Origin of the sequence: Clostridium septicum (assembly GCF_003606265.1) — a bacterium.
GTDB lineage: Bacteria > Bacillota > Clostridia > Clostridiales > Clostridiaceae > Clostridium > Clostridium septicum.
On the sequence record NZ_CP023671.1, the window covers coordinates 2837760 to 2861897 of the forward strand.

The 24138-nt window shown below is 27.7% G+C and carries 23 protein-coding genes, 1 pseudogene and 1 riboswitch; of the genes and pseudogenes, 21 read left to right on the top strand and 3 right to left on the bottom strand.

What is annotated here, in order from left to right; genetic code table 11:
- Nucleotides 1–39 precede the first annotated feature (39 nt).
- From CP523_RS12995 to CP523_RS13060, 14 genes and pseudogenes are all read left to right on the top strand, one after another.
- Nucleotides 40–1471: pseudogene (locus tag CP523_RS12995) on the top strand (IS1182 family transposase).
- 189 nt (nt 1472–1660) lie between these two features.
- Entirely contained in the window at nt 1661–5137 is a 3477-nt protein-coding gene (locus CP523_RS13000) for a multifunctional 2',3'-cyclic-nucleotide 2'-phosphodiesterase/3'-nucleotidase/5'-nucleotidase (RefSeq protein ID WP_083089570.1), read from the top strand.
- A gap of 172 nt (nt 5138–5309) precedes the next feature.
- A riboswitch (cobalamin riboswitch) is annotated at nt 5310–5484 on the top strand.
- Between the two features lie 179 nt (nt 5485–5663).
- Nucleotides 5664–6581, top strand: coding sequence for an ABC transporter substrate-binding protein (locus CP523_RS13005; RefSeq protein WP_066677804.1), 918 nt, complete (start codon nt 5664–5666; stop codon nt 6579–6581).
- A complete protein-coding gene (locus CP523_RS13010) occupies nt 6568–7596 on the top strand; it encodes a FecCD family ABC transporter permease (RefSeq protein ID WP_066677806.1) in 1029 nt (342 codons plus the stop codon). The genes CP523_RS13005 and CP523_RS13010 overlap by 14 nt, the downstream gene beginning before the upstream one ends.
- 9 nt (nt 7597–7605) lie before the next feature.
- Nucleotides 7606–8361 (top strand): ABC transporter ATP-binding protein, encoded by a 756-nt coding sequence (locus CP523_RS13015; RefSeq protein WP_066677808.1) that lies wholly within the window; start codon nt 7606–7608, stop codon nt 8359–8361.
- Nucleotides 8362–8372: 11 nt separating this feature from the next.
- Entirely contained in the window at nt 8373–9029 is a 657-nt protein-coding gene (locus CP523_RS13020) for a Dph6-related ATP pyrophosphatase (protein ID WP_066677810.1), read from the top strand.
- Entirely contained in the window at nt 9025–10518 is a 1494-nt protein-coding gene (locus tag CP523_RS13025) for a cobyric acid synthase (RefSeq protein ID WP_066677881.1), read from the top strand. The genes CP523_RS13020 and CP523_RS13025 overlap by 5 nt, the downstream gene beginning before the upstream one ends.
- Before the next feature lie 134 nt (nt 10519–10652).
- The gene (locus CP523_RS13030; RefSeq protein WP_066677811.1) at nt 10653–11570 is read left to right on the top strand and encodes a patatin-like phospholipase family protein; all 918 of its coding nucleotides are present in this window, start codon (nt 10653–10655) and stop codon (nt 11568–11570) included.
- 141 nt (nt 11571–11711) lie between these two features.
- On the top strand, nt 11712–12083 hold the full coding sequence (locus tag CP523_RS13035; protein ID WP_066677816.1) for a hypothetical protein: 372 nt from the start codon (nt 11712–11714) through the stop codon (nt 12081–12083).
- Nucleotides 12084–12309: 226 nt separating this feature from the next.
- Entirely contained in the window at nt 12310–14370 is a 2061-nt protein-coding gene (locus CP523_RS13040) for a methyl-accepting chemotaxis protein (RefSeq protein WP_066677818.1), read from the top strand.
- Between the two features lie 92 nt (nt 14371–14462).
- Entirely contained in the window at nt 14463–15518 is a 1056-nt protein-coding gene (locus tag CP523_RS13045) for a PTS sugar transporter subunit IIC (protein WP_066677820.1), read from the top strand.
- A gap of 27 nt (nt 15519–15545) precedes the next feature.
- Nucleotides 15546–16535 carry an NAD(P)-dependent oxidoreductase gene (locus tag CP523_RS13050; RefSeq protein WP_066677822.1) on the top strand — a complete coding sequence of 330 codons (990 nt, stop codon included), beginning with the start codon at nt 15546–15548 and terminating at the stop codon, nt 16533–16535.
- 5 nt (nt 16536–16540) lie between these two features.
- Complete coding sequence (hisC, locus tag CP523_RS13055) at nt 16541–17536, top strand: histidinol-phosphate transaminase (protein WP_162925988.1); 996 nt, start codon at nt 16541–16543, stop codon at nt 17534–17536.
- A gap of 14 nt (nt 17537–17550) precedes the next feature.
- On the top strand, nt 17551–18204 hold the full coding sequence (locus CP523_RS13060) for a TIGR00266 family protein (protein WP_066677828.1): 654 nt from the start codon (nt 17551–17553) through the stop codon (nt 18202–18204).
- 44 nt (nt 18205–18248) lie between these two features.
- On the opposite strand, the gene CP523_RS13065 is transcribed toward CP523_RS13060, so the two are convergent.
- The 3 genes from CP523_RS13065 to CP523_RS13075 are packed head-to-tail and all read right to left on the bottom strand — an operon-like array spanning nt 18249 to nt 20351.
- Nucleotides 18249–19328, bottom strand: coding sequence for a site-specific integrase (locus CP523_RS13065; RefSeq protein WP_066677830.1), 1080 nt, complete (start codon nt 19326–19328; stop codon nt 18249–18251).
- 46 nt (nt 19329–19374) lie between these two features.
- Nucleotides 19375–19833 carry an ImmA/IrrE family metallo-endopeptidase gene (locus CP523_RS13070; protein ID WP_066677832.1) on the bottom strand — a complete coding sequence of 153 codons (459 nt, stop codon included), beginning with the start codon at nt 19831–19833 and terminating at the stop codon, nt 19375–19377.
- A gap of 20 nt (nt 19834–19853) precedes the next feature.
- Complete coding sequence (locus CP523_RS13075; protein WP_227909522.1) at nt 19854–20351, bottom strand: XRE family transcriptional regulator; 498 nt, start codon at nt 20349–20351, stop codon at nt 19854–19856.
- A gap of 195 nt (nt 20352–20546) precedes the next feature.
- Between CP523_RS13075 and CP523_RS13080 the strand changes: the two genes are divergently transcribed.
- The 7 genes from CP523_RS13080 (at nt 20547) to CP523_RS13100 (ending at nt 24137) form a co-directional block, all read left to right on the top strand.
- The gene (locus CP523_RS13080; RefSeq protein WP_066677834.1) at nt 20547–20747 is read left to right on the top strand and encodes a hypothetical protein; all 201 of its coding nucleotides are present in this window, start codon (nt 20547–20549) and stop codon (nt 20745–20747) included.
- Nucleotides 20748–21028: 281 nt separating this feature from the next.
- Complete coding sequence (locus tag CP523_RS13085) at nt 21029–21316, top strand: transcription factor (RefSeq protein WP_066677835.1); 288 nt, start codon at nt 21029–21031, stop codon at nt 21314–21316.
- A 61-nt stretch (nt 21317–21377) separates the two neighbouring features.
- Complete coding sequence (locus CP523_RS13090) at nt 21378–21575, top strand: hypothetical protein (protein ID WP_066677836.1); 198 nt, start codon at nt 21378–21380, stop codon at nt 21573–21575.
- A 35-nt stretch (nt 21576–21610) separates the two neighbouring features.
- A complete protein-coding gene (locus CP523_RS16030; protein WP_162925989.1) occupies nt 21611–21787 on the top strand; it encodes a hypothetical protein in 177 nt (58 codons plus the stop codon).
- A 22-nt stretch (nt 21788–21809) separates the two neighbouring features.
- Complete coding sequence (locus CP523_RS13095) at nt 21810–22064, top strand: hypothetical protein (protein ID WP_066677837.1); 255 nt, start codon at nt 21810–21812, stop codon at nt 22062–22064.
- A gap of 35 nt (nt 22065–22099) precedes the next feature.
- Nucleotides 22100–22225: a hypothetical protein gene (locus tag CP523_RS16530; RefSeq protein WP_265586011.1), complete on the top strand. Its 126-nt coding sequence runs from the start codon at nt 22100–22102 to the stop codon at nt 22223–22225.
- The gene (locus CP523_RS13100) at nt 22215–24137 is read left to right on the top strand and encodes an AAA family ATPase (protein WP_066677838.1); all 1923 of its coding nucleotides are present in this window, start codon (nt 22215–22217) and stop codon (nt 24135–24137) included. The genes CP523_RS16530 and CP523_RS13100 overlap by 11 nt, the downstream gene beginning before the upstream one ends.
- The last annotated feature ends 1 nt before the right edge of the window (nt 24138 follow it).

The window sequence follows — 24138 nt, forward strand, 5'->3', positions numbered from 1 at the left end:
ATTTAAAATATATTAATTTATTACATAGAGGTTTTGGTGATGATAAACGAAAGAAGACAAGCGCAAAATGAAATGGAAGTGGTTATGCTAGAACAATTAGTTCCGAAAGACCATTTATTAAGAAAAATTGATAAATACATAGATTTTTCATTTATTAGAGAGTTAACTAATGATTTGTATTGCCATACAAATGGTCGACCAGCTGTTGATCCAGTAGTACTATTTAAAATGTTATTTATAGGATATCTTTATGGCATCCGCTCCGAAAGGCAACTAGTTAAAGACATAGAAGTAAACTTAGCATATAGATGGTTTTTAGGTTATTCAATTACTGAAAAAATTCCAGATTCATCTACAATAAGTCAAAATAGAATTAGAAGATTTAAAGGTACTGATATTCCACAAAAAATATTTGATAATATAGTTCTTCAAGCTATGGAAAAAGGATTAGTTGGTGGTAAGATTCTTTACTCTGATTCAACACATATAAAAGCTAATGCTAATAAGCGTAAGTTTGAAAAAATTGAAGTACAAGTAACACCTAAAGAGTATATAGAACAACTAGATATTGATGTGAATTTAGATAGAGAAAATCATAATAAAAAACCTTTAAAACCAAGAAAAGAAAAAGAAGAAACAAAGCAAATTAAGAAAAGTACTACAGATCCTGATAGTGGATATATGATGAGAGATAATAAACCAGAAGGATTCTTTTATTTAGATCATAGAACTGTAGATAGTAAAAATAATATTATTATGGATGTACATGTTACCCCTGGTAATGTCAGCGATAGCGAGCCAATACTAAATAGAATAGATAGAATTAAAGAAGTATTTAGTATAAAGCCAAAATATCTTGGTTTAGATGCAGGATATTCAAGTAATCCTATTTTCAAGGGGATTGTAGATAGAGATATAACACCAGTAGTTGCATATAGACGTTCTCCTCATAAAAAAGGAATGTATACTAAGAATAAATATATTTATGACTATGATAAAGATATCTATATTTGCCCCAATAATGTTGCGTTAATATATAAAACTACGACTCGCGAAGGCTATAGAGAATATAGATGTTTTGAAGAAATTTGTATGTATTGCCCTCATAAAGATAAGTGTCTTGGAGAAAAAGCTAAATATAAAACAATTAGACGACATGTTTGGGAAAATCATAAAGATGATAATAAGAACTTTCTTAAAACTGAAAAAGGAAAGGGAATTTACAATAGAAGAAAAGAAACAGTTGAGCGAAGCTTCGCAGATTCAAAAAATTTGCATGGGCTTCGCTATGCTCGCTTCCGCGGACGCGAAAAAGTATCCGAGCAATGCCTACTAACTGCAGCAGTGCAGAATATGAAAAAGATAGCAACAAGACTATCTTTGCTACTTTTAGATTTTATTCGTATTATTTTGGATGATATTTTAAATATAAGTTTTATTCATAATTAATAATAGAAAAACCCTCTGTTAAAGATACTCTGTAAATTCGACAAAAATAATTAGAATCAATAAAGATTAATTCCAAGAATTTAGCTTAACATTATAAACGAACAAAAAAGTGTTAACAATAAAAAATATACGTATTTTGTGTTGATTAAAGAATTCTTTAACATTATAATCTGGATAAAGACATAAATTTTTTGAATTACAGGGGGTAATTATGGAAAATACAAACAATAAAAAAAGAATTCTATCATTTTTACTTACTTTAACTATGATGGTTTCATTTATATTACCATCAGTAGATGTTAATGCAATAACAGAAGAGTTAGGAAAAAATAATGAAGAAATTACAATTAAGATTTTAGGAACATCGGACATGCATGGAAGGTTTATGAATTATGAATATTCAAGAAATCTTAAAGTTGATGGTGGACTAAATCAAATAGCGACAATTGTAAAAAATGAAAAAGCTCAAAATCCAAATACAATAGTTATAGATAATGGAGATACAATCCAAGGAAATTATAATCATTTATTTGTAAATGGTGAAAATCCTATGATAGCAGGAATGAATGCAATAGGATATGATGTATTTTCATTAGGTAATCATGAGTTTAACTATGGAATGGAAAACTTAAATAATGTAGTAGCTCAAGCAAATGAAAATTTAGCAATACTTTCTGCTAATTTTTATAAAGGTAATGAAAGAGTGTTTAATCCATATGTTATTAAAGAATTATCAGGAGTTAGAGTTGCTATAATAGGAATTGTTACTCCACATATAATGAAATGGGATTCACAACATTTAGTTGGATATAATGCTACTAACCCAGCAGAAGAAGTTGCTAAAGTAATTAATGAAATAAAAGAAAATGGTGGAGCAGATGTTTTTGTAGTGTCAGCTCATATGGGAATTGATGGAGAATTTGAAGATGGTGATGGAGATAGTTTAATAGAAGTTGCTAATAGAAATCCTGAGGTATCAGCAATTCTTGGAGGACATAGTCATCAAGCTGTAGCAAGTGAAACAATTGGAAATACAATAGTTTCCTTACCAAAAAGTAATGGAGAATTTGTTTCAAAAATTGAGTTAACAGTTAGAAAAAATAATAATAATGTAGAAGTTATTAATAAACAAGCATCTCTAGTAGGAACTAAAGGTGTTCAAGAAGATGAAAGTTTAAATAATGAATTAAATAAGTTTCATGAAATTGCATTAGCTGATGCTAATAAGAAAATAGGAGAAATGGTTGGAGGTGATTTAGCAACTCCAAATGAAGTAAAGGGAATTACTCAAGCTATAATAGAAGATGGTGGAGTAACAGATCTTGTAAATGAAGTTCAACTATATAATAGTAAGAAACAATTAGAGAAAATTGGAGTAGATACGAATAATATATATCAAGTATCAGCAGCAGCACTTTTTAGTTCTAATTCAAATATAAAAGAAGGTCCAATAACTAAGGCTGGCATATCAAATATTTATAAATATGATAATAAGCTTTATACAATAAAAACTACAGGAAAACAATTGAAAAAATATTTAGAGAAGAATGCTGAATTTTTTAATAAGTATAATGATGGAGATTTAACAATATCATTTAATTCAGATATTCCACTTTTCTTATATGATATGTTTGATGGTATTGATTATACTATGGATATTTCTAAGGAAGTAGGAGATAGAATTACTGAAGTTAAGTTTGAAAAAGATGGAAAAGAAGTAGAAGATACAGATGAAGTATATTTAACGGTAAACGATTATAGATACAATTCAGGTTTAATACCTTTACTAGATGAAGGAACACATGAAAAAGTATATGATTCAAATAATGATACAATTTCAGATGTTAGAGATTTAATAATAAATTATATAGAAAATGAAAAATCAGGAATACTTGAAAAATCAGTAGATAATAATTGGAGAATAGTAGGTAATAATTGGGATGAAAAACAAAGAGAATTAGCAGTAAAGACAGTTAATGAAGGAAAAATAAAAGTGCCTAATTCAAATAGTAAATCATTAACTTGGACAGAAGTAAAAGAAGCATTATCTACAAATATTCAATTATTAAGCTTTAATGATTTTCATGGGAATGTACTTGAATCAGGAAAGAATATTGGAGCTTCTAAATTAGTTGCAGAAATAAAAAGATTAAAAAATGAAAATCCAAATACATTTGTTTTATCAGCAGGAGACTCATTCCAAGGAACAGCTATTTCAAATCTTCTTCATGGAGAGCCAGTAGCAAAAATGATGAAAGAAATGGGAGTAACTTATTCTGCAGTTGGAAATCATGAGTTTGATTGGGATAGAAGCAATATAGAAGAGTGGGCTAAGATTGGACAATTTGAATTCTTAGCATCTAATATATATGATAAAGAAACAGGAAAACCAGTAGAATGGGCTAAACCTTATGGAAAAGTTGAAACTAATGGAAAGGTTATAGGACTTATTGGTCTTGCAACTCCAGAAACAGCATATAAAACTAAGCCTGATAATGTTAAAGATTTAGAATTTAAGGATATAACAGAAAGCACTAAGAAATGGGTAGAATATTTAAGAAATGAAGAAAAGGTTGATGCAGTAGTTGTACTTGGTCATATTGGTAGTGAGCAAAATTCAACTACAGGAGAAATTAAAGGTGAAGCAGCAGACTTAGCTAAAGAAGTAAAAGGCATAGATGCAATAATATCATCACATACTCATAAATTTGTAAATGGAAAAGTTAATGATGTAGCTATTATTCAAGCTGGATATAATGGTAGAGCTTTAGGTAAGCTTAACTTTAACTTTGATTATGAAAATAAATTAACAGTAGAGCATGAAGTAGATGAACTTTATAAGAGAGTATCAGATCTTACAGAAGATGAAGATATGAAAGCTATTATAGATAAATATAATGAGAATTTAGCTCCTATATTAAATGAAGTAGTTGTAAATGTAGATACAGATCTTACTCATGATAGATATGAAGGTCTTTCAAAATTAGGACAATTTATAACTAAGTATATGGCTGAAGTTTCTGGAACACAAATTGCTATAACTAATGGGGGAGGTCTTAGAAAACCACTTCCAGCAGGTGATATAACTGTAGGTGATATGTGGGAAGTGATGCCTTTTGATAATACATTAGTTACAATGAAACTTAAAGGTTCAGATCTTAAGAGAGTTATAGAGCATGGTATTATGAATGAATCAATAGGTTGGGTACAATATTACGGATTAAGAGTTTATTATGACAAAGATGCAGAAGCAGGAAATAGAATTACATCTATGAAGTTGTTAGATGGAACTAAGGTAGATATGAATAAATACTATACAGTAGTAACAAATGACTTTATGGCAACTAATGGAGATAATTATGATTTCTCAGGAGCAATAGATGTTGTTGATACAGCAGAACCTATTAGAGATGCAATAATAAATGTATTGAAACCTCTAGGAAAAGTAAGTTTTAAGTTTGATTCAGAAACTTTAGTTGCAGGAAAGGATACTGAAATAGAAAAACCAGGTAATCCAAGCAATCCAAGTAAACCTGGAGATACAGACAATACTAATAAACCTGAAGGAAATACAAATGGTAAATTACCAGAAACAGGTTCACCAATAGCACCTAATTTCGTAATATTCTTAGGATCATTATCATTAATTGGTGGTATTGTAATTAGAAAGAAGAAAAATATATCATAGTTAGTAAAAAATAAAGTCCTTAATTAAAGAGGACTTTATTTTATTATTTAGGAATTTATATCAATGTGGATTTTTTATGTTTAAATTAAAAGCTATTATAATTATATATTGAAATTATTTTATAATAATGATTTTAATTGACATGCTATAATAAGAGTAATATAATCATTATGAAAATTGAATCATATAAGGTGTTTTTAACTTAATAGGGAATCAGGTTTAATCCTGAGCTACCCCAGTAACCGTGTAATGGACGAAATCTTAAAATACCACTGTCTAGAAAGATGGGAAGGGAAGAGAGTAGAAAGAAGTAAAGCCGGGAGACCTGCCTAATATGTTAGATTATTATCTTCTGAGGGTGAGATAATAAGATACGAGTTGTAAATCTATTTTATTTTTAAAATAGGTTTAATCAATTATGTATTTTGGGCATACTTTCAAATAGTATGTCTTTTATTTTGTGAGGCTGTATAGCTTTATAAAATAAACCCTAATATTACTTACAATAAAATTAGGAGGAATTTTAATGAAAAAAAGAAACAGAATTCTTTCATTAGTTAGTACTCTGTTATTTGCAATTATGCTTTTAGTTGGTTGCGGAAAAACAGAAGTAACAATGAAAGATAGAGAAGGTACAGAGTTTAAAGTACCAAAGAAAGTAAATACTATAATTTCTACAGCTCCATCTAATACAGAAGTGTTAGTTGAATTAGGCTTAAGTGATAAACTAGTGGCAATAGACAAATATTCAGCAGATGTAGAAGGTGTAAATCAGGATTTACCTAAAATAGATTTTAGAAATCCTGATGCAGAAACAATTATAGCATTAAAGCCTGATTTAATAATAGCATCAGGACATAATAAAGCAGGAGATAAAGATCCGTTTGCTTTAATAAAGGAAGCTGGAATTCCAGTTGCATATATTCCAAGTAGTTACAGTATAGATGGCATTTATGGTGATATAGAGTTTATATCTAAATTAACTGGAACAGAAAAAAAAGGTAATGAAATAATAAATAACATGAAAAAAGAAGTTGCAGATATAAAAGCTATTGGTGATAAGATAACTGATAAAAAGAAAGTTTATTTTGAAATAGGTTCAGGATCAAAATTAAGTAGTTTTGGTAAAGATACTTTCTTAAATGAAATGATAGAAATAATTGGTGCTGAAAATATATTCGCCAACGAAAAGTCATGGATATCACCAAGTCCAGAGTCAATAATAGCTGCTAATCCAGATGTTATTTTAACTAATATGCCAGAAGTAAATGGTGTGAAAGCGGTAGATGATATAAAGAGTAGAGCAGGTTGGGAAAATGTGAAAGCAGTAAAAGATGGAGCAGTGTATGGAATAGATAAAAATACATCAGCAAGACCATCTCAAAATGTTATAAAAGCATTAAAAGAAATGGCTAAGGCAGTTTACCCAAATGAATATAAATAAAAAGAATAATACATTAATGATACTATCAATACCTGTGGTATTTTTAATAATTTGTATTGGAACTTCCATTGGAAGTTCCAATATTAGTATTATGGATATTATTTCTATAATAGGAAATAAAGTTTTTAATATACCTCTCTCATCAGGTATAGATCCTAAAGATGTATCAATAATATGGAGTATTAGATTACCAAGGGTTTTATTAGCTTTTGTAGTGGGAGGTGCTTTGGCAGCTAGTGGAGCAGTAGTACAATCTGTTCTTAAAAATCCTTTAGCATCTCCATATACTTTAGGAGTATCTTCAGGAGCATCCTTAGGTGTTGGTCTTATAATAGTTTTAGGAGTTTCTATTCCCTTCCTTGGAAACTTCACATTACCGTTAGTTGGTTTTTTATGCAGCTTGCTTACTATGATTATAGTATTAACTTTTGCAAGTAAGGTAGACAAAGGGTTATCAAATAACACTATTATTTTGTCAGGAATGGTTTTTTCTTTATTTTTTAATGCCCTTTTAACAACAATAACAGCATTATTTACAGAGAAAATAGAGGCTATAACTATGTGGCAAATGGGTTCTTTTTCAATGAGAGGTTGGAGTTATTTAAAAGGTGGATTTCCATTTTTTATATTAGGAATAATAGGAATTATGATGTATTGTAAGGAAATGGATGTGTTAACTTTTGGAGAAGAACAGGCAAAATCTATAGGTGTTGAGGCAGAAAAAGTAAAAAAAAGACTGTTTTTGTTTACAGCAGTTTTAACAGGGGCAGCAGTTGCAATAAGTGGAACAATAGGGTTTGTAGATTTAATTGCACCTCATATGGTTAGAAAGATATTTGGATCAAAGCATTCTAATGTTATACCAATGTCAGTAGTATTTGGTGGAGGGTTAATGGTTATTACAGACTTAGTTGCAAGGACTATAATAATACCATCAGAACTTCCTGTAGGAGCAATAACAGCTATAATAGGAGCGCCATTTTTTGCTTACCTTTATTTTAAAAAGTCAAAGTAGGTGGTATTTTTGTTAAAAATAAAGAATCTTAGCTGTGGATATAATGGTATAGATGTAGTTAAAGATATTAGTTTTAATGTAAAAAGAGGACAAAATATATGTATAGTAGGTCCAAATGGTTGTGGTAAGAGTACTCTTTTAAAGGCAATATCAAATTTAATTGAAAGTAAAGGAGATATTTCATTAGATAATATAAAGATTAGTGAGCTAAATAGAAAAGATTTAGCAACTAAAATAGCTCTTATGACTCAAACAACTAATATTCAGTTTCCTTATACTGTTTATGAAACAGTTGCATTAGGAAGATATGCTCATTTAAAAGGTTTTTTTTCAAATCTTACTAAAGAAGATGAAAATATAGTTTTAAATTGTATGGATATGGTTGGACTTTTAGATATAAAAGATAAGGTTATTACTGAATTATCTGGAGGACAAATGCAAAGAGTTTTTTTAGCAAGAGCTTTTGCGCAAAACCCTGAAGTTATTTTGTTAGATGAACCAACAAATCATTTAGATTTAAGATATCAAATAGATATTTTAAATTATTTAAGTAAATGGGTAAAAGAAAATAATAAAATTGTTATTGCAGTATTACATGATTTAAATTTGGTTCAAAGATTTGGGGACAATGTTGTAATGCTTAAGTCAGGGGAAGTAAAAAGTATAGGAAAACCATGTGATGTATTTAAAGATGACTTTTTAATAGATGTATATGGTATTAATATAAGAAAATTTATGTTAGAAACTTTGGAAAAATGGCAATAGGGGGTATTAATATGAAAAGAAAATTTATTATGTCTTATAGCTGTGGAAAAGATAGTACCTTAGCGTTACATAGAATGATTAAATCAGGTAATATTCCGTTAGGCTTATTAGTTACTGTAGATAAAAAACACTCTAGATCGTGGTTTCATGGAGTTCCCAAAAAGGTGTTGAAGGAAGTATCTAAATCACTAAATATACCTCTTTTATTAGTAGAATGTGAAGGCGAAGAGTATGAATATTCTTTTGAAAAAATATTAAAAGAAGCAAAGAATAATTTAGGTGCAGACTCTTGTGTATTTGGTGATATAGATTTAGAGGAACATAGAACTTGGTGTACAGATAGATGCAATAAGGTTAGTATGGAAGCTATATTTCCTCTTTGGAATGAAGGAAGAGAAAAGTTAACTTATGAATTTATAGAAAGTGGTTATAAAGCTGTAATAAAAAATGTTAAACTAGAATTTCTTTCAACATATTTCCTGGGAAAAGTATTAAATAAAGATATTGTTAATGAAATAAAGGCTACTGGTGCAGATGTATGTGGAGAAAATGGAGAATATCATACATTTGTGTATGATGGCCCATTATTTAATTTTAGAATTAAATTTAACACTAATGGAAATATACTTAACAATACTCATGGTTTTTTAGATATAGGGGATGATTAATATGAATAAAATAATGTTTCTTGGAACGGCATCCTCTGTTGGGAAAAGTACAGTTGCAACAGCTTTTTGTAGATATTTTAAAAATCAAGGGTTAAAGGTTGCTCCGTTTAAGGCTTTAAATATTTCCTTAAATTCTTATGTAACAAAAGATGGGTTGGAAATGGGTAGAGCTCAGGTTGTTCAAGCTGAAGCTTGTGAATTAGAGCCAGTTGCATATATGAATCCAATACTTTTAAAACCAAGTGGAAATATGAAGACACAAGTTATAGTAAATGGTAGAGTATATTGCAATATGGATTCTTATAAATACAAGGAGTTAAATAAAAAGCTAAAGGGATTTGTTAAAGAAACTTTTTTCAATTTTTCAAAGGATTACGATTTAATGGTATTAGAAGGTTCAGGAAGTTGTGCAGAAATTAATCTAAGGGAAAGTGATATAGCTAATATGACTATGGCAAAAGTTTCAGATTCAGATGTTATATTAGTTGCGGATATTGATAGAGGAGGAGTTTTTGCATCAGTAGTAGGAACAATAATGCTTTTAGAAGAAGAAGAGAGAAAAAGGGTAAAGGGAGTTATAATAAATAAATTTAGAGGAAATGTAGAATATTTTAAACCAGCTATGAAGCAATTAGAGGATATAATAAATATACCAGTTTTAGGTGCACTTCCTTATTTTCAATTAGATATAGAAGATGAAGATAGTGTAACTGAAAGAATAAAAAATAAAGTTACTAATGATATAGATATTGTAGTAATAAGACTTCCTTATATGTCTAATTTTACTGATTTTAATGCTTTAGAAAGATTAAAGGGTGTATCAGTAAGATATGTTAAGGAAGCAAGTGATATTAAAAGTCCAGATATTTTAATTATTCCAGGAAGTAAAAATACCATATCAGATTTAAGACATATAAAAGAAAATGGCATTTTTAATAGTATTTGCAATCTAAAGGGAAAAGATACATTAATTTTTGGAATATGTGGTGGTTATCAAATGCTTGGAAAAAGTATAAATGATATCTATGGAGTAGAAGGAAACGTAACTTCTGAAAAAGGTTTTGGATTTTTAGATATGGATACTACATTTAATAAAGAAAAAGAAACAAAACAAACTAAGGGAAAAGCTAATTTAGGATTCTTAGGTTTAGGAAAAGAAGTTAAAGTTTCAGGATATGAAATACATAATGGAGAAAGTAATATAGGCGAAAATTCAAATCCATTTATAATAGGTGAAGATGATAAAATCTTAGGTATATGTAATAAAGATATGAATGTTTTTGGAACTTATCTTCATGGTGTATTTGATGAAGGGAGATTTTCAGAAGAATTAATTAATAACATAAAGAGAAAAAAGGGAATTACTTCTTTTAATGAAGAGACTTTAGATTATAAGGAATATAAACTAAAAGAGTATGATAAATTAGCAAAGATTTTAGAAGAAAATATAGATATGGAAAAAATTAAAAATATTATATTTAAAAATTAGATTTTAGTAGGGAAAGGATAAAGTTTATTCTTTCCTTATTTTTATTTTAATTATTAAATTACTAAATATAAAAATCTAATATCTTGGTAATAATTAGAGTATGATGTTTTAATAAAGCTGGAGGTTACTAATATATGAAAATTGGGTTGGTATTATCAGGTGGAGGAGGGAAAGGTGCTTATGAGTTAGGAGTATGGAAGGCATTAAATGAATTAAATATAGCAAAATATATAGATGTTTTTTCAGGAGCTTCAATAGGAGCGTTTAATGCAGTTCTATTTGCACAGAATGATATGAATGCTGCAGAAAGACTTTGGGAAGAAGTTACTATGGAAAAACTTGCTCCAGTAAGTAAAGCAATTCTTATTAAAAAGGGAGTTGAGCTTGCTGTTGGATGGAAATGTATAAACTTTGCTAAGAGATATATGTGTCAGAGTTTAGAGTCTGGTATTGTTTCTAAGGATGGAGCTATAGACATTATAAATAGATATTTAAAAGTAGGTGAAGTTAAAAAAAGAGGTAAGATTTGTTATGCAGCATGTACAAAATTACCAGATTTTAAAGCTGAATATTTTAAAATAAATGATTATGATGATGAGTTAGGTAAGAATATTGTTATAGCTTCCGCATCATTGCCAAGAATATATGATTGTACTGAAATTCTAGGAAATAAGTATATAGATGGAGGAGTATCAGACAATACACCAATACAACCAGTATATGATGAAGGTTGTGACATTATAATAGTAGTTTTACTATCTAAAATATCAGAAATTAATAAAAGGTTATATCCTAATGCAAAAATAATAGAAATTATACCTAAAACATTAAATGAAAATACTATTAAAGGGACTTTGAACTTAGATAAAATATCAAAGGAAAAAAGAATAAGTGAAGGTTATATAGATACTATAAATTTACTTCAGCCAATTATAGCATTAGGGGAGATTAAAAAAGAAAATGAAGTTTTAGAAAATAAAAAAAGTTTTCTTAAAATGTACAGTTGGGCTAAAAGATTATTACTGGAAAAAGAAAATAGGAATATTAATTAAAATATTGAACGAATTTATAAAAAGTAAAATATCATAATATTAGGAAAATAATAAAAAATAATATATATTTGCTGAAAGTTAATTCTAAAACAGTATATAGAATTATATAATTAAGTGAATATATATTTAAGAGGTGTTTATATGGATAAGGACCAAATTAAGACTCTATTAAGATGTGCCGTTTTTGGATTTGTATGGATAGCTATTACTACAGCTTTAGGAATGTTAATAGTAAATTTAGCTGGATATAATTTTAAAGACGTTATGTTTATCCAAGGTATAGTTTTAGTTATACTAGGTTTATTTGCTTCAGTTAGCGGAAACCCAATGGGACTCTGTATTCAGGCACTTGGAAATTCAAATTCACAGTATGTAGCTAATACAAATTTGCAAATTGCCAAATTAGATTTAAAAAGAAGAACTAATATTAAAACTACAATTATAATGAGCATAAGCACTGTAGCATTAGTTATGGGAGGGATACTTTCTATACTAGTAAGTTTTTTAACTTAATAATGAATTTTGAATACCAATATCTTTAGAATTTTTAGATATTGGTATTATATATTTTATACTCTAAAAAAGATTAAAATATTAGAAAATATTAATTTTTTTTAATATTTTAATCTTTTTAGGAATATAGAGAAGAAAAAATAGCTTAAATAGTAAAGAAAGATAATATTTATACGATAACTTAAAACTGGAAGAAAAAATAAAAAACTAGGGGGTAAAGGTGTTTATGAAAAATCACTCTAAACAAAAAAACACTGAAAGTATAAAATTTAAATTAATATTTTCTCTGTTAGCGTTTATAGTTCCTATATTTATAGTATTAATTATAACTATTGGATGGAACAGTGGAAAGATTCTATTAGATATCCAAAGTGATAATTTTAAAGAGATAACTAGACAAGCAGCTATAGGTATTGGAAATAAGGTACAAGGTCAAATAGATATTGCAAAGGTTATCGCAGCAGGAGAAGAATTAACTAATAAAAGTGTAGGAAGTGATACTAAGCTTAAATATATGAGAAGTTATTTGGGGACAAGAGAAAGTGTTATTAGTTTTGGATTTGCAGATGAAAATGGTAATCTTATAAATAGTGATGGTGGAAAGGGAAATATAGAAGATAGAGAATATTTTCAAAGAGCTAAAGAAGGAAAATATACTATAAGCTCACCATTTGTGCCAAACACAAAGGTTAATATACCTTCAGGAATAGGTATGATAATAACTACTTCCGTTCCAGTTTATGATAACAACAAAAATTTTGTTGGTTGTTTTGTAATGGTAGAGGATGCAGACAATTTATCTAAAATAGTAGCAGAGATTAATGTAGGTAAATCAGGATTTTCATACATGATAAATAAAGATGGAACAGTTATAGCAGATAAAAATAGAGAAAATGTAGAAAATCAATTAAATATAATAAAAGATTCAACAGTAAATTCTGCATCAAAGGGTCTTGCAAATATTCATAAAGAAATGATTGCTGGTAAGTATTCGATAGATACATATAATACAAAAGATGGACAAGATAGAATGATAGCATATATTCCTGTAAATGTTGAGGGATGGTCACTTGCTATAGATATAGATAGAAGCGAAGTTTTAGAGCAAAAAAATGTTTTAATAATTACAGCAGCGGTTTTAATTCTTTTAGCACTATTAATAATATGTATAGTTTTATATGTAATTATAACAAAGGTTATAAATAGACTTATGAAATTGAAAAATGTTATGGAGGTATTAGCAAAAGGAGATTTTACACAGGAAATAGATCAAATGGAGCTTAATACTAAAGATGAAATTGGTGTAATATATAATTCCTTAAACACTACTAAGAATTCTATAAAGCAAGTAATAGAATCAATAAAAGATAGTTCACATGTAATTAATGAGAATACAGAGTTATTACAAGAACAATCTAATACAATGTATTTAAATTCTAATAATATAGCTATAGCTATTACAGAATCAGCTAATGGTAATTCAGAGCAGACATCGAAGTTAAGTGCCATAAATACATTTATAGATACCTTAGGGGAAAATATTAATCACATGGCAAAAGAAATTCAAAATATAAATGAGTCTGCAAAGGATATAGGAGTTAATGCAAGTAATAGTAATAAGGATATGGAATTATTAGCAGTTGCAATTAATGAATTAAACAATAGCTTTAAAATATTTGTAAGCGTAATTGGGGATATGAATAGTAAATTAAGTTCAATAAAAGGATTTACTGATATTATAAACTCAATTTCAGAGCAAACCAATTTACTTGCTTTAAATGCTGCAATAGAAGCTGCAAGAGCTGGGGAAGCAGGAAAAGGATTCTCAGTAGTTGCAGAAGAAATTAGGAAGCTTGCAGAAGAAAGTAAAGAATCTTCAACAGAAATAACTAATGTAATAGAAGTTATATTAAATCAAAGTCAAGATTTAACTAATCAAACTAATATAATGGACGAAAAATTAAAGAATCAATATAATGTAGTGTTAAATACTTTAAATACATTTACTGAAATTTCAAAATCTATTGTTGAAATGACCCCAAAAATAAATAATGTATATGAAATATCTAATAAGGTTAATAGTGAGAAAAATGTAGTAATAGATGATATAGAAAATGTATTAGCTATTGCAGAGGAAATATCAGCAACAACAGAAGAAATATCATCATCAACAGAAGAATTTAATAGTGGAGTTAAAATGATTTCAGATTCTTCAGTAGAGCTTAAAAATTTAACTAATAATTTAAATGAGGAACTTTCAGTATTTAAAATAGAAAAAGATAATTAAATTATATAGGTATAAAATAAAGCACTAAATATAAAATAATTATTTAGTGCTTTAGTGGTTTATAAAGAGATAGTGAAGTAAGGAGAAAATATATGGGAGAAACAAAAGTCAAACCAAAAGAATTTTTAAATAAGATTCTTAATGGGTTAAGTATAGGAATAGTTATAGCTTTAATTCCTAATGCTTTATTAGGAGAATTATTAAAGGTTGTAATACCACATTTTCCACAAGCTAAAATAATATTTGATATAACTATTTTAATAATGAGAATGTTACCAATGGTTATAGGAATTTGTATTGCAATGCAGTTTAAATGTAATATAGTTCAGGTAGTATCTATTGGAATTGCAGCTTTAATTGGAAGTGGTGTAGTAAATATAACAGATAAAGGTATATTTACTTTGATAGGAACAGGAGATGTTATAAACGTAGCCATAACAGCAGCTATAGCAGTTATTATAGTATTAATAATAGGAGAAAGGCTAAAGGCTTATACAGTTTTATTAGTACCTTCTATTGTAGCTATAATTGCAGGTGGAATAGGGATTATTACATTGCCTTATGTGAAAGAAATTACTTTATTAGCAGGAAATATAATAAATAAATTTACTAATTTCCAACCAGTAGTAATGGGAATGTTAATTTCAGTTTGTTTCGCAATATTAGTAGTATCACCTCTATCAACAGTAGCAGTGGCAACAGCTATAGGATTATCAGGTATAGGTTCTGGGGCAGCTAATTTAGGTGTTGTTTCAGCAGCTTTTGGACTAGCTATATGTGGATGGAAGGTAAATTCCTTTGGTACTGCAATAGCTCATATATTAGGTTCACCTAAAATGCAAATGGCTAATTTTATAAAAAAACCAATAATAATGTTACCAATATTATGTAGTTCATCAATACTTGGAGCTTTATCTGGAATTTTTGGAATTCAAGGAACAGCTATGAGTGCAGGTTTTGGTATATCAGGATTAATAGGACCTATAAATGCAATAAACTTAATGACTGATGGATGTACACTAAAAAATTTATTATTAGTAGCAATAATCTTTGTAGTATTACCAATAGTATTTGGAATTACATTTAATTATATATTTGAAAATATTGTTAAGTTAGTACACAAAGATGATTATAAATTAGAATTTTAATAACTTAAGAAAAGGGGAGAATAAAAAATGAAAGTACTAGCATACTGTGTTAGACCTGATGAAATAAGTAGTTTTGAAGAATTCTCAAAGAAGTTCAATCATGAGGTTAATATTTTAAAAGATTCATTTTCAAAAGAAACAGCGTATTTAGCAAAAGGGTATGATGCTGTTTCAATATTAGGAAATGATAATGCAAATAGAGAGGCTATAGAAGAAATAGCGAAGTTAGGAGTAAAATATTTAGCAACTCGTTCAGCTGGAATAAATAATATAGATTTAGATGCAGCAAAAGAAAATAATATTAGAGTTTCTAATGTTCCAGCATATTCACCAAATTCAGTAGCTGAGTTTACTGTTGGAATTACACTTTGCTTAGCAAGAAATCTTAAAAAAGCATTTAAAAGAGTAGAATCACAAAATTTTTCATTAAATGGATTAATAGGGTTTGAATTAAGAAATAAAACTATAGGAATTATAGGAACTGGAAGAATAGGGCAAACAGTTATACAGGGATTTTCAGGTTTTGGAGCTAAATTAATAGGGTATGATTTATATCAAAATGAAAATGCTACAAAATATATAGAATATAAGTCTTTAGATGAAGTATTTAAAGAAGCTGATATTATTACTTTACATTGTCCATTAACTAAAGATAATTATCATCTAATTAATAAGAAAAATATTGAAAAAATGAAAGATGGAGTTGTATTAATTAACACTTCTCGTGGTCAATTAATGAATACAGAAGATGTTATTGAAGGAATTAAGAGTGGGAAAATTGCAGGTTTAGCAACTGATGTATATGAGAATGAATATGGTATTTTTCATAGTGATCATCAAAATGATATTTTAAAAGATGAAACTTTATTGGCATTAAAATCATTTCCGAATGTAATAGTAACGCCACACTATGGATTCTATACAGATGAAGCGGTTTCAAATATGGTGGAATATTCATTAGAAAACTTGTATGATTTTGAAACAAAAAAACAATGTAAAAATGAAGTAGGGGTGTAATGAAAATGGAATTAACAAAGATAAAACTAGATTCTAACGAAAATCAATTAGAGCATTATTTAGATATTATAAATTGTATTAAGGAAATTGATCCAAAGAAGTATCCAGATGTTACAATAAGTGAATTAAGGAGAAAAATTGCAATTTCTTGTAGTGTAAAGCAAAATGAAATATTTTGTTCAAATGGATCAGATATATTAATAAAAGTTATTACATTAGGGTTACTTAAAACAACTGATGAAGTTATTATACCAGAAATAGCTTTTCCAACTTATGAGATTGCAGCGAAAATAAAGGAGTGTAAGTACAAGAAAATACCACTTAAAAATTATGGAATAGATTTAGAAGCAACTTTTGATGCAATAACAGATGATACTAAACTTATATGGATTTCTAATCCTCATAATCCTACAGGAACTATATTAGAGCCAGAAGAAATCGAAGAATTTTTAGAAAAGATTCCAGAACATATATATGTTGTTTTAGATGAGGCATATGTAGAATTTTTAACAGAAAAAATTCCAGATACAATAAGATTATATAATAAGTTTAAAAATCTTATAGTACTTAGAACTTTTTCTAAGGCTTATGGTTTGGCAGGAGCAAGAGTTGGATACGGCTTTGCTAGAGAAGAAATCATAAACTCATTTAAGCATGTTATAGGACCTTTTGATTTAAACTCTTATGCTCAAGCATTAGCTATTAAAATAATAGACGAAAAGGAATATGTTAAAGAAGTTAGAGCAGCTAATAAAAAAGCTATGGATTTTTATGAAAGCTTATTTAAAGAGTTAAATTTAGATTACATAAAATCTTATGCTTCATTTGTTATGGTGAATGCAGGGGAAAAAGCTGATTTTATTTGTGAAAAATTACTTGAAGAAAATATAATAATAAAAAATGGTAAACATATAGAAATGGAAAACTGGATAAGAATATCTATGGGAAATCAGGAACAAAACTTAAAGGTTGCTAAAATATTAAGAGATATTCTAAAATAAGAATAGGTGATGAAATGAGTACAAAATTTGAATTGTTGTATGGAAATACTAATAAGGTGTTAAAAATAAATGCTAAACAAGGTGAAAAATATATAGTAGAATCTGCAGCAATGGTATCTATGGATGATGTGTTTAATACTAAAGCTAAAACAGGAGGTTTAAGTAAGACTTTAGGAAGAATATTTTCAGGAGAATCAATGTTTATTCAAGAGTTTACCGCTAAAGAGAATGGAGAATTGCTTTTAGCTCCTAAGTTTTTAGGTGATATAGAAATTGTAGAATTAAATGGAGAAAAGAGATATAGATTGGGAAAATCAAGTTTTTTAGCAGCAACGGAAGGAATAGATGTAAATACAAAATCAGGTGGAATTAATGGTATGCTTTCAGGTGAAGGTTTAATTCAAATGGAGGCATCAGGAGCTGGAACATTATTTATAAGTGCTTATGGAGCAATTCATAAGAAAGTAGTTGCTGAAAATGAAACTTATATAGTTGATTCAGATCATTTAGTTCTATGGGATAGTAACATGAGATATAGTACAGAACTTATATCAGGATTATTTGGATCAATTGCAGGTGGAGAAGGATTAGTTTGTAAGTTTAATGGACCTGGAGAGATATGGATTCAAACAAGGAATCCTAAAAATATGTTTAAACCGCAGAAATAAAGGACTTTAATGGAATTTCGTCAAAAATTCGTCAAAAATATTATTTAAAAAATTTTAGCTATCTTATTAGTTGCCTTAGTCATCATATCATCAGTGACATGGCTATATGTTTTGATTAGTTGTTCAACATCATGACCTAATATATCAGCGGCAGTTTTAAAGTCAATTCCATTACTTATTAAAAGAGTAGCATAAGTATGACGTAACTCATGAATAGAAATATCAGAGAGTTGTTTCAATTTAGTATTAAGATTATAGATTTTAGTTTCATTAAATGGTAATATTCTATTATTTATATCTACAACTAAACTTAAATGGTACTCTTTTAATTCTTTTAAAGTTTTTTGTGGAAGAGGAACAATCCTATTAGAATTATTAGATTTAAGTCTACCAAAGCCATAAATTTTTCTATCAAGGCGTTTCCATTGTTTATTGATATTTAGTGTGGAATTTATTTCGTCAATATCATTCCATGTTAATCCAAGTATTTCACCAGCTCTTAAACCACAAGTTCCAGCTAATAATGATATAATATAAAAATCATAATTTTCTTTTTTTAAGCTTTTCAGTAATAAATCTAGTTCCTTTTTAGTTAAAGCTTTTTTATTTTGAGCTTTTTCGATTTTAGGGAGTACTATATTTCTAGTTGGATTAGAATAATTAGGGTTATAATTTTCTATATAGTATTTAAAGAATAATGTTGATCTTTTAAGATATTCTTTAATTGTTGAACTACTTAACTTAGTAGTCACTAAGGAATCTACAGCTTTTTGAATTGTTCCTTTATTGATACTAATAACTTTCATATCATTTAAAGATTTAAAAGCTTTTGCATAATTAATATAAGAACGGATTGTATTATATTCTTTATATAATTTAGAGTGTTCAATATATATATCAGTTAATTCTTTAAAGGTTATTGAATCATAGTTTTCATTTATTATATTTTTTTCATTTTCATAAGCTGTTTTTAATTCCTTTAGTGCTTTTTCAGCAAATGGTTTAGCTTCTTTTTTAGTAGAAAAACCTTGTTTACTTTTTTGTTTCCATTTTCCATTTACTTTATAACTTATTATATATTGCCAACCTTTATCTTTTTGTCTATAGGTAATGTTATAATCCATAATAAATCTCCTTTCAGTACATATGTTCTATTAGTAATTAAAAAAATTAATTGAAAGCTTTTCCAATATAAAAATTAGGTGAGAAATAAATAATATAATCATCTATTCTATGCATTATTCCATATTTACTAGCATAATATTCAATAGCTTCGTTTAAATAATCAACTGTGACGTTCAGGCATTCAGCCATTTCATATCTATTAACACATCCACTCTCAAAGGCCTTTATAAAACCTATGAGTCCAATTTTTTTATTGTATCCCCATCTTCTAGCTAGTAACTCTTGTTTTTTATTGTTAATATATAGTTGATTTGTTATATCACCAACAGTAAGGTAATAGTGTCCTAGTTCTTCGGCTAGGACACATGCCTTTTCATAGTTAGATAAATATTTATGAATTGCAATTCTCTTACCATAACAGTGCCCTTCTTTAGTTTTTAAGTCAGCTTCCTTGACAATTATTCCGAGCTTATCAGCTTCTATTAATAATTCTTCATAAGTCAATCCTTATCATTCCTTTATGTTTATTTCCAAAAATCATCATTTTTCATTAAATCATCATCATGCTTATAATCTTCTGCTGTAAATTCTCCATCTCTATCATGAGAGGCTATAGGCATTAAATGTTCCTTACCTTCTTCTTCCCATATTTCCTTTATCTTTTTAGGAAGTTCAACAACTTTATTATCTTCTTTCTTGTATTTAGGGTTATCCAATAAATCCTTAGTGTAAGTATTAACTTTTTCTTTTCCTAAATCATTTAGATTTCTAAAATTATCTAAATGTTCTTTTTCTTCTTTAGAATATAGATTTTCTTTTTCGTTATTTATAGGTTCAAATGTTTTAATATCTATATTTAAAGTTTCACATATTTTAATAATTCTATCTACAGCCATACCTCCTATACCTTTATCCAGTGCACTTGTTAACGTTGTACTTGGTATTTCTACTATTTTTGAAAATTCACGTATACTATTGTATCTACTTAAAATTATATGTTTAAGTTTTTCAGTTTTATCCATTAAATAAACCTCCTTTAAGTTAAGTACATAATATCATTAAATAAAAGATATTTCAATAAAAATAAACGAAATTTCGTGTAATCATAAAAAATAAAGGGAAAAAACAAAAAATATCATTGACAATGAACGAAATATAGTTTAATATGTATTCAACAAACGAAATAACGTTTGAAGTTATGAAAGGAGAAATATTAAATGTATAACAATTTAGAGGCAGAAATTGCTAGAAAAAAATTAAAAAAACCTATAATAGCTAAAGAAATAAGAAAGACCTATAATACTTTAAATTTAAAAATTTCTGGAAAATATCCATTTACTTATGATGAAGCATTGCTTATTCATGAAAAATTTTTCCCAGAATGTGATTTTAAAAGTTTGTTTAAAAAAATGAAATGAAAATTTAGGTTAGGAGGAAATATAAATAAAGTATTATACAGTCGAAGAAACGGCTAAAAAAATAACAATAAGTACAGGTCATGTTTATGAACTTGTGAAAAGAGGTGAACTTTAAAAAAAAGAAGGAACAGATAGACTTATAAGAATATCTAGTAGTGAATTAAAAGTTACTCAATAGGAAAAAGGAGCTAATAATTGAAGCTGGTGAGTTAAAACGTGAGTATGATATTAATAAAAAATTAATAGAGCAATTAAATATTTAGTGGGGGGGGAATCGTATTATGGAGCAAACATTAATAAGTAGACAGAAATTAGCTGAAAGATGGGATTTTGCTAATCCTAATTCATTAATAAAGTACGAAAGTGAAGGAATAATCACTAGAAATCCTAATTTTAAAGCTCCTAAGTATTATATGGAGGAAATATTAAAAATAGAAAGTTTAGGTAAAGTAAATCCTTTATCACCATTAGAACGTAAAAGATTAGAAAAAAGAATATCTGAATTAGAAATTGAGAATAAATCCATAAAAGAAAGATTAAATAATGGAAGAATAGCTTTAGGATTCTAAAGTATATAAATAAAAATTTAAATAATAAATTACATAATTAAAGTTGAGGAGAGAATAAGATATGAAACAAGTATCACTAAATGTTAGACAAGCAGTATTAAAGATAGTAGAGAATTTACTTGAGGAGCATAAAGAGTTGGATATTTTTAAAGTTGCTTATATTCTTGAAGATAAATATGGGATTAGATTTTATAACTTAGGAGTATTACAAGAGCTAATTATGAAAGCATTAGATGAAATAGTTTTTATATATGTATAGATAAAAATAAGGAGAGTTATATAAGGAACCATTAGATGTTAGAGAAAATTATAAATGAAATTAGACAAGAATTTACACAAGAAAAATTTAATCTTTCAATGGATATATTCAATGAAGATGTAAAGTTTCATGATAAATATAGAAGTGGAACAGAAGAAGAGCTTTGTTGTGTATTGAGACAATCTGCTAATTTAGTAAAGAGATTATCTTAGTCCTCACGAAGGAGATGTTTGAATGCTAGAATTCGATGATTATGGAAGAATTAAATACAATCCAAAATTTCATGCTAAATCAGGTACTCCTTGGAGTTATGAAGATGAAAAGTATCTTATAGATTGGTATGAAATCATTGGAATTGAAGAATTAAGTTTTGCACTGGAAAGGCCAGAAGCAAATATATCATCTAAGATATATAAGTTGAAAAGGGAGGGGAAAATAAAAAGAAATAGGAAAGGGAAATTTAATAAAAGATTAATTCCAAGAAGGTGAAAAAGTGTTTCTTTGCAAGATAGGAAAATGTGATTTTGAGAAGGATATCTGCTGTCATAAATGCAGTAGAAAGGATATATGCATTAATGCTTGTAATTTCAATAAAAAAGCTAGATGCAAGTTATTATATGAAAAATAAGGAGAATATATATGGAAATTAAATTGAAAAGATTGAGGCTGAAAAATTTTAAAGGAATAAAGGAAAGAATTATTGAGTTTAATGAAATAACTAATATTTTTGGCGAAAATGGCACAGGTAAAACAACAATATTCGATGCTTTCACTTGGGTAATGTTTGATAAAGATAGTAAAGATAGAAAGGATTTTGATATAAAAACATTAGATATAGGTGGACAAGTTATACCTTATTTGGACCATCAGGTTACAGCAACAATAGAAGTTGATGGTTCAGAAATTATATTTGACAAATTATATAAAGAGAAATGGGTTAAAAAAAGAGGATTTGCAGAAAGATCTTTTGATGGGCATGAAACACTATATACAATAAATGATATTCCAGTAAAAAAGGCTGAATACAATTCTAAAGTAAATGAACTCTTGGCGGAGAATACATTTAAGCTTATATCCAACCCACTTTATTTTAACACACTTAATTGGAAAAATCGAAGAGAAATATTAATGGATATTATAGGGGATATAGATTCAGATAGAGTAATAGCATATAATGAAAAATTAAAGCCTTTAGAAGGAGAGTTGCAAGATGGAATAGAGAACTTTTCAAAAACTGTAAAAGCTAAAATAAAAAGATTAAAGGATCAAGTAAAATCAATTCCTTATAGAGTAGATGAACTTAATAATTCTATTGTAGAACATGATTTTATAGAGTTAGAGAAAGAAAAACTTGTTTTATTAAAAGAAATTAAAAAAAATGATGATATGTTGCAAGATGGCAATAAAGCAAACGATGAATATTTTAAATTAAAAGAGGATCTATATGAATTAAAAAAAGAGTTTAGAAATAAAGAAGAAGAAGCCAGATTAGAAGCTGCGGAGCCAGTTAAATCTCTAGAAAGAAAAATAAGAGCTTTAGAAAATGAGATTTTAGATAGAGAAAGTTATATAGAATCTTTGGAAAGAAAGAAAGAAAATGAAATTAAAAATATAGACATCTTTAATAAAAAAGTTATAGAACTTAGAAGTAACTTTAAAGAAGAAAAGGAAAAAGAGTTTATATTTAATGAACGTTTAACATATTGCCCTACTTGTAAAAGACAATATGAAACAAATGACATAGAACATATAAAAGAAGATCAGTTCAATTCGTTTTGTCATGACAAGCAAAGCAAATTAGAAAATATAAGTAAAAAAGGGCATGAATTAAATTCAAATAAAAAAATAGCAGAAGAAAAGTTAACAGAACTAGAAAAGCAGATAACGGAAGAAAAGGACTTATTAGAGGCGGACCAAACATCCCTTAAAATGGCTAAAGAAAAGTTAAGTAATGTTAGCACTATTTCTGAAATAAAGTTTGATGGAATGGAAGAGTTAAAATCAAATATTTTAGATTTAGAGATAGCTCTAACTAATTTCAGCTCAAAAGATAATAATGCAGCGTTTAAGGATAAGAAAAAGTCTCTAGAATGTGAACTTAGTTTAATAAATAAAAAATTATATCAAAAAGAAGTAAACAATGAAAATAGGAAGAGGATTTCAGTGCTTGAGGCAGAGGAAAGAGAGCTGTCAGAAAAAATCGCTAAACTTGAAGGTCAAGAGTTTCTTGGAGAACAATTTATAAAAACAAAAGTGGAACTTTTAGAATCAACTATAAATGAGAAATTTGAAAATGTTAACTTTAAACTTTTTGATATTCAAATAAATGGTGGATTAAATGAAACTTGTGAAGCACTAATAGACGGTGTTCCATTCAGCAATGCTAATACAGCGAGTCAGATAAATGCAGGAATAGATATAATAAATACTTTATCAAGACACTACAATGTTACTGCTCCTATTTTTATAGATAATAGGGAAAGTGTAAATAACATTATAAAAACTAATAGTCAGGTAATTAATTTAGTTGTTAGCCAAGATAAAGAATTGAGGGTGGAATAAA

Excerpts from the sequence above, each read along its gene's own strand:
- CP523_RS13000 (WP_083089570.1), top strand. The coding sequence starts at position 1,661 with ATGGAAAATACAAACAATAAAAAAAGAATTCTATCATTTTTACTTACT.
- hisC (WP_162925988.1), top strand. The coding sequence starts at position 16,541 with ATGGAATTAACAAAGATAAAACTAGATTCTAACGAAAATCAATTAGAG.
- CP523_RS13060 (WP_066677828.1), top strand. The coding sequence starts at position 17,551 with ATGAGTACAAAATTTGAATTGTTGTATGGAAATACTAATAAGGTGTTA.
- CP523_RS13065 (WP_066677830.1), bottom strand. The coding sequence starts at position 19,328 with ATGGATTATAACATTACCTATAGACAAAAAGATAAAGGTTGGCAATAT.
- CP523_RS13005 (WP_066677804.1), top strand. The coding sequence starts at position 5,664 with ATGAAAAAAAGAAACAGAATTCTTTCATTAGTTAGTACTCTGTTATTT.
- CP523_RS13095 (WP_066677837.1), top strand. The coding sequence starts at position 21,810 with ATGCTAGAATTCGATGATTATGGAAGAATTAAATACAATCCAAAATTT.
- CP523_RS16030 (WP_162925989.1), top strand. The coding sequence starts at position 21,611 with ATGTTAGAGAAAATTATAAATGAAATTAGACAAGAATTTACACAAGAA.
- CP523_RS13030 (WP_066677811.1), top strand. The coding sequence starts at position 10,653 with ATGAAAATTGGGTTGGTATTATCAGGTGGAGGAGGGAAAGGTGCTTAT.
- CP523_RS13010 (WP_066677806.1), top strand. The coding sequence starts at position 6,568 with ATGAATATAAATAAAAAGAATAATACATTAATGATACTATCAATACCT.
- CP523_RS13040 (WP_066677818.1), top strand. The coding sequence starts at position 12,310 with ATGAAAAATCACTCTAAACAAAAAAACACTGAAAGTATAAAATTTAAA.
- CP523_RS13045 (WP_066677820.1), top strand. The coding sequence starts at position 14,463 with ATGGGAGAAACAAAAGTCAAACCAAAAGAATTTTTAAATAAGATTCTT.
- CP523_RS13020 (WP_066677810.1), top strand. The coding sequence starts at position 8,373 with ATGAAAAGAAAATTTATTATGTCTTATAGCTGTGGAAAAGATAGTACC.
- CP523_RS13090 (WP_066677836.1), top strand. The coding sequence starts at position 21,378 with ATGAAACAAGTATCACTAAATGTTAGACAAGCAGTATTAAAGATAGTA.
- CP523_RS13100 (WP_066677838.1), top strand. The coding sequence starts at position 22,215 with ATGGAAATTAAATTGAAAAGATTGAGGCTGAAAAATTTTAAAGGAATA.
- CP523_RS13075 (WP_227909522.1), bottom strand. The coding sequence starts at position 20,351 with ATGGATAAAACTGAAAAACTTAAACATATAATTTTAAGTAGATACAAT.
- CP523_RS13050 (WP_066677822.1), top strand. The coding sequence starts at position 15,546 with ATGAAAGTACTAGCATACTGTGTTAGACCTGATGAAATAAGTAGTTTT.
- CP523_RS13085 (WP_066677835.1), top strand. The coding sequence starts at position 21,029 with ATGGAGCAAACATTAATAAGTAGACAGAAATTAGCTGAAAGATGGGAT.
- CP523_RS13080 (WP_066677834.1), top strand. The coding sequence starts at position 20,547 with ATGTATAACAATTTAGAGGCAGAAATTGCTAGAAAAAAATTAAAAAAA.
- CP523_RS13035 (WP_066677816.1), top strand. The coding sequence starts at position 11,712 with ATGGATAAGGACCAAATTAAGACTCTATTAAGATGTGCCGTTTTTGGA.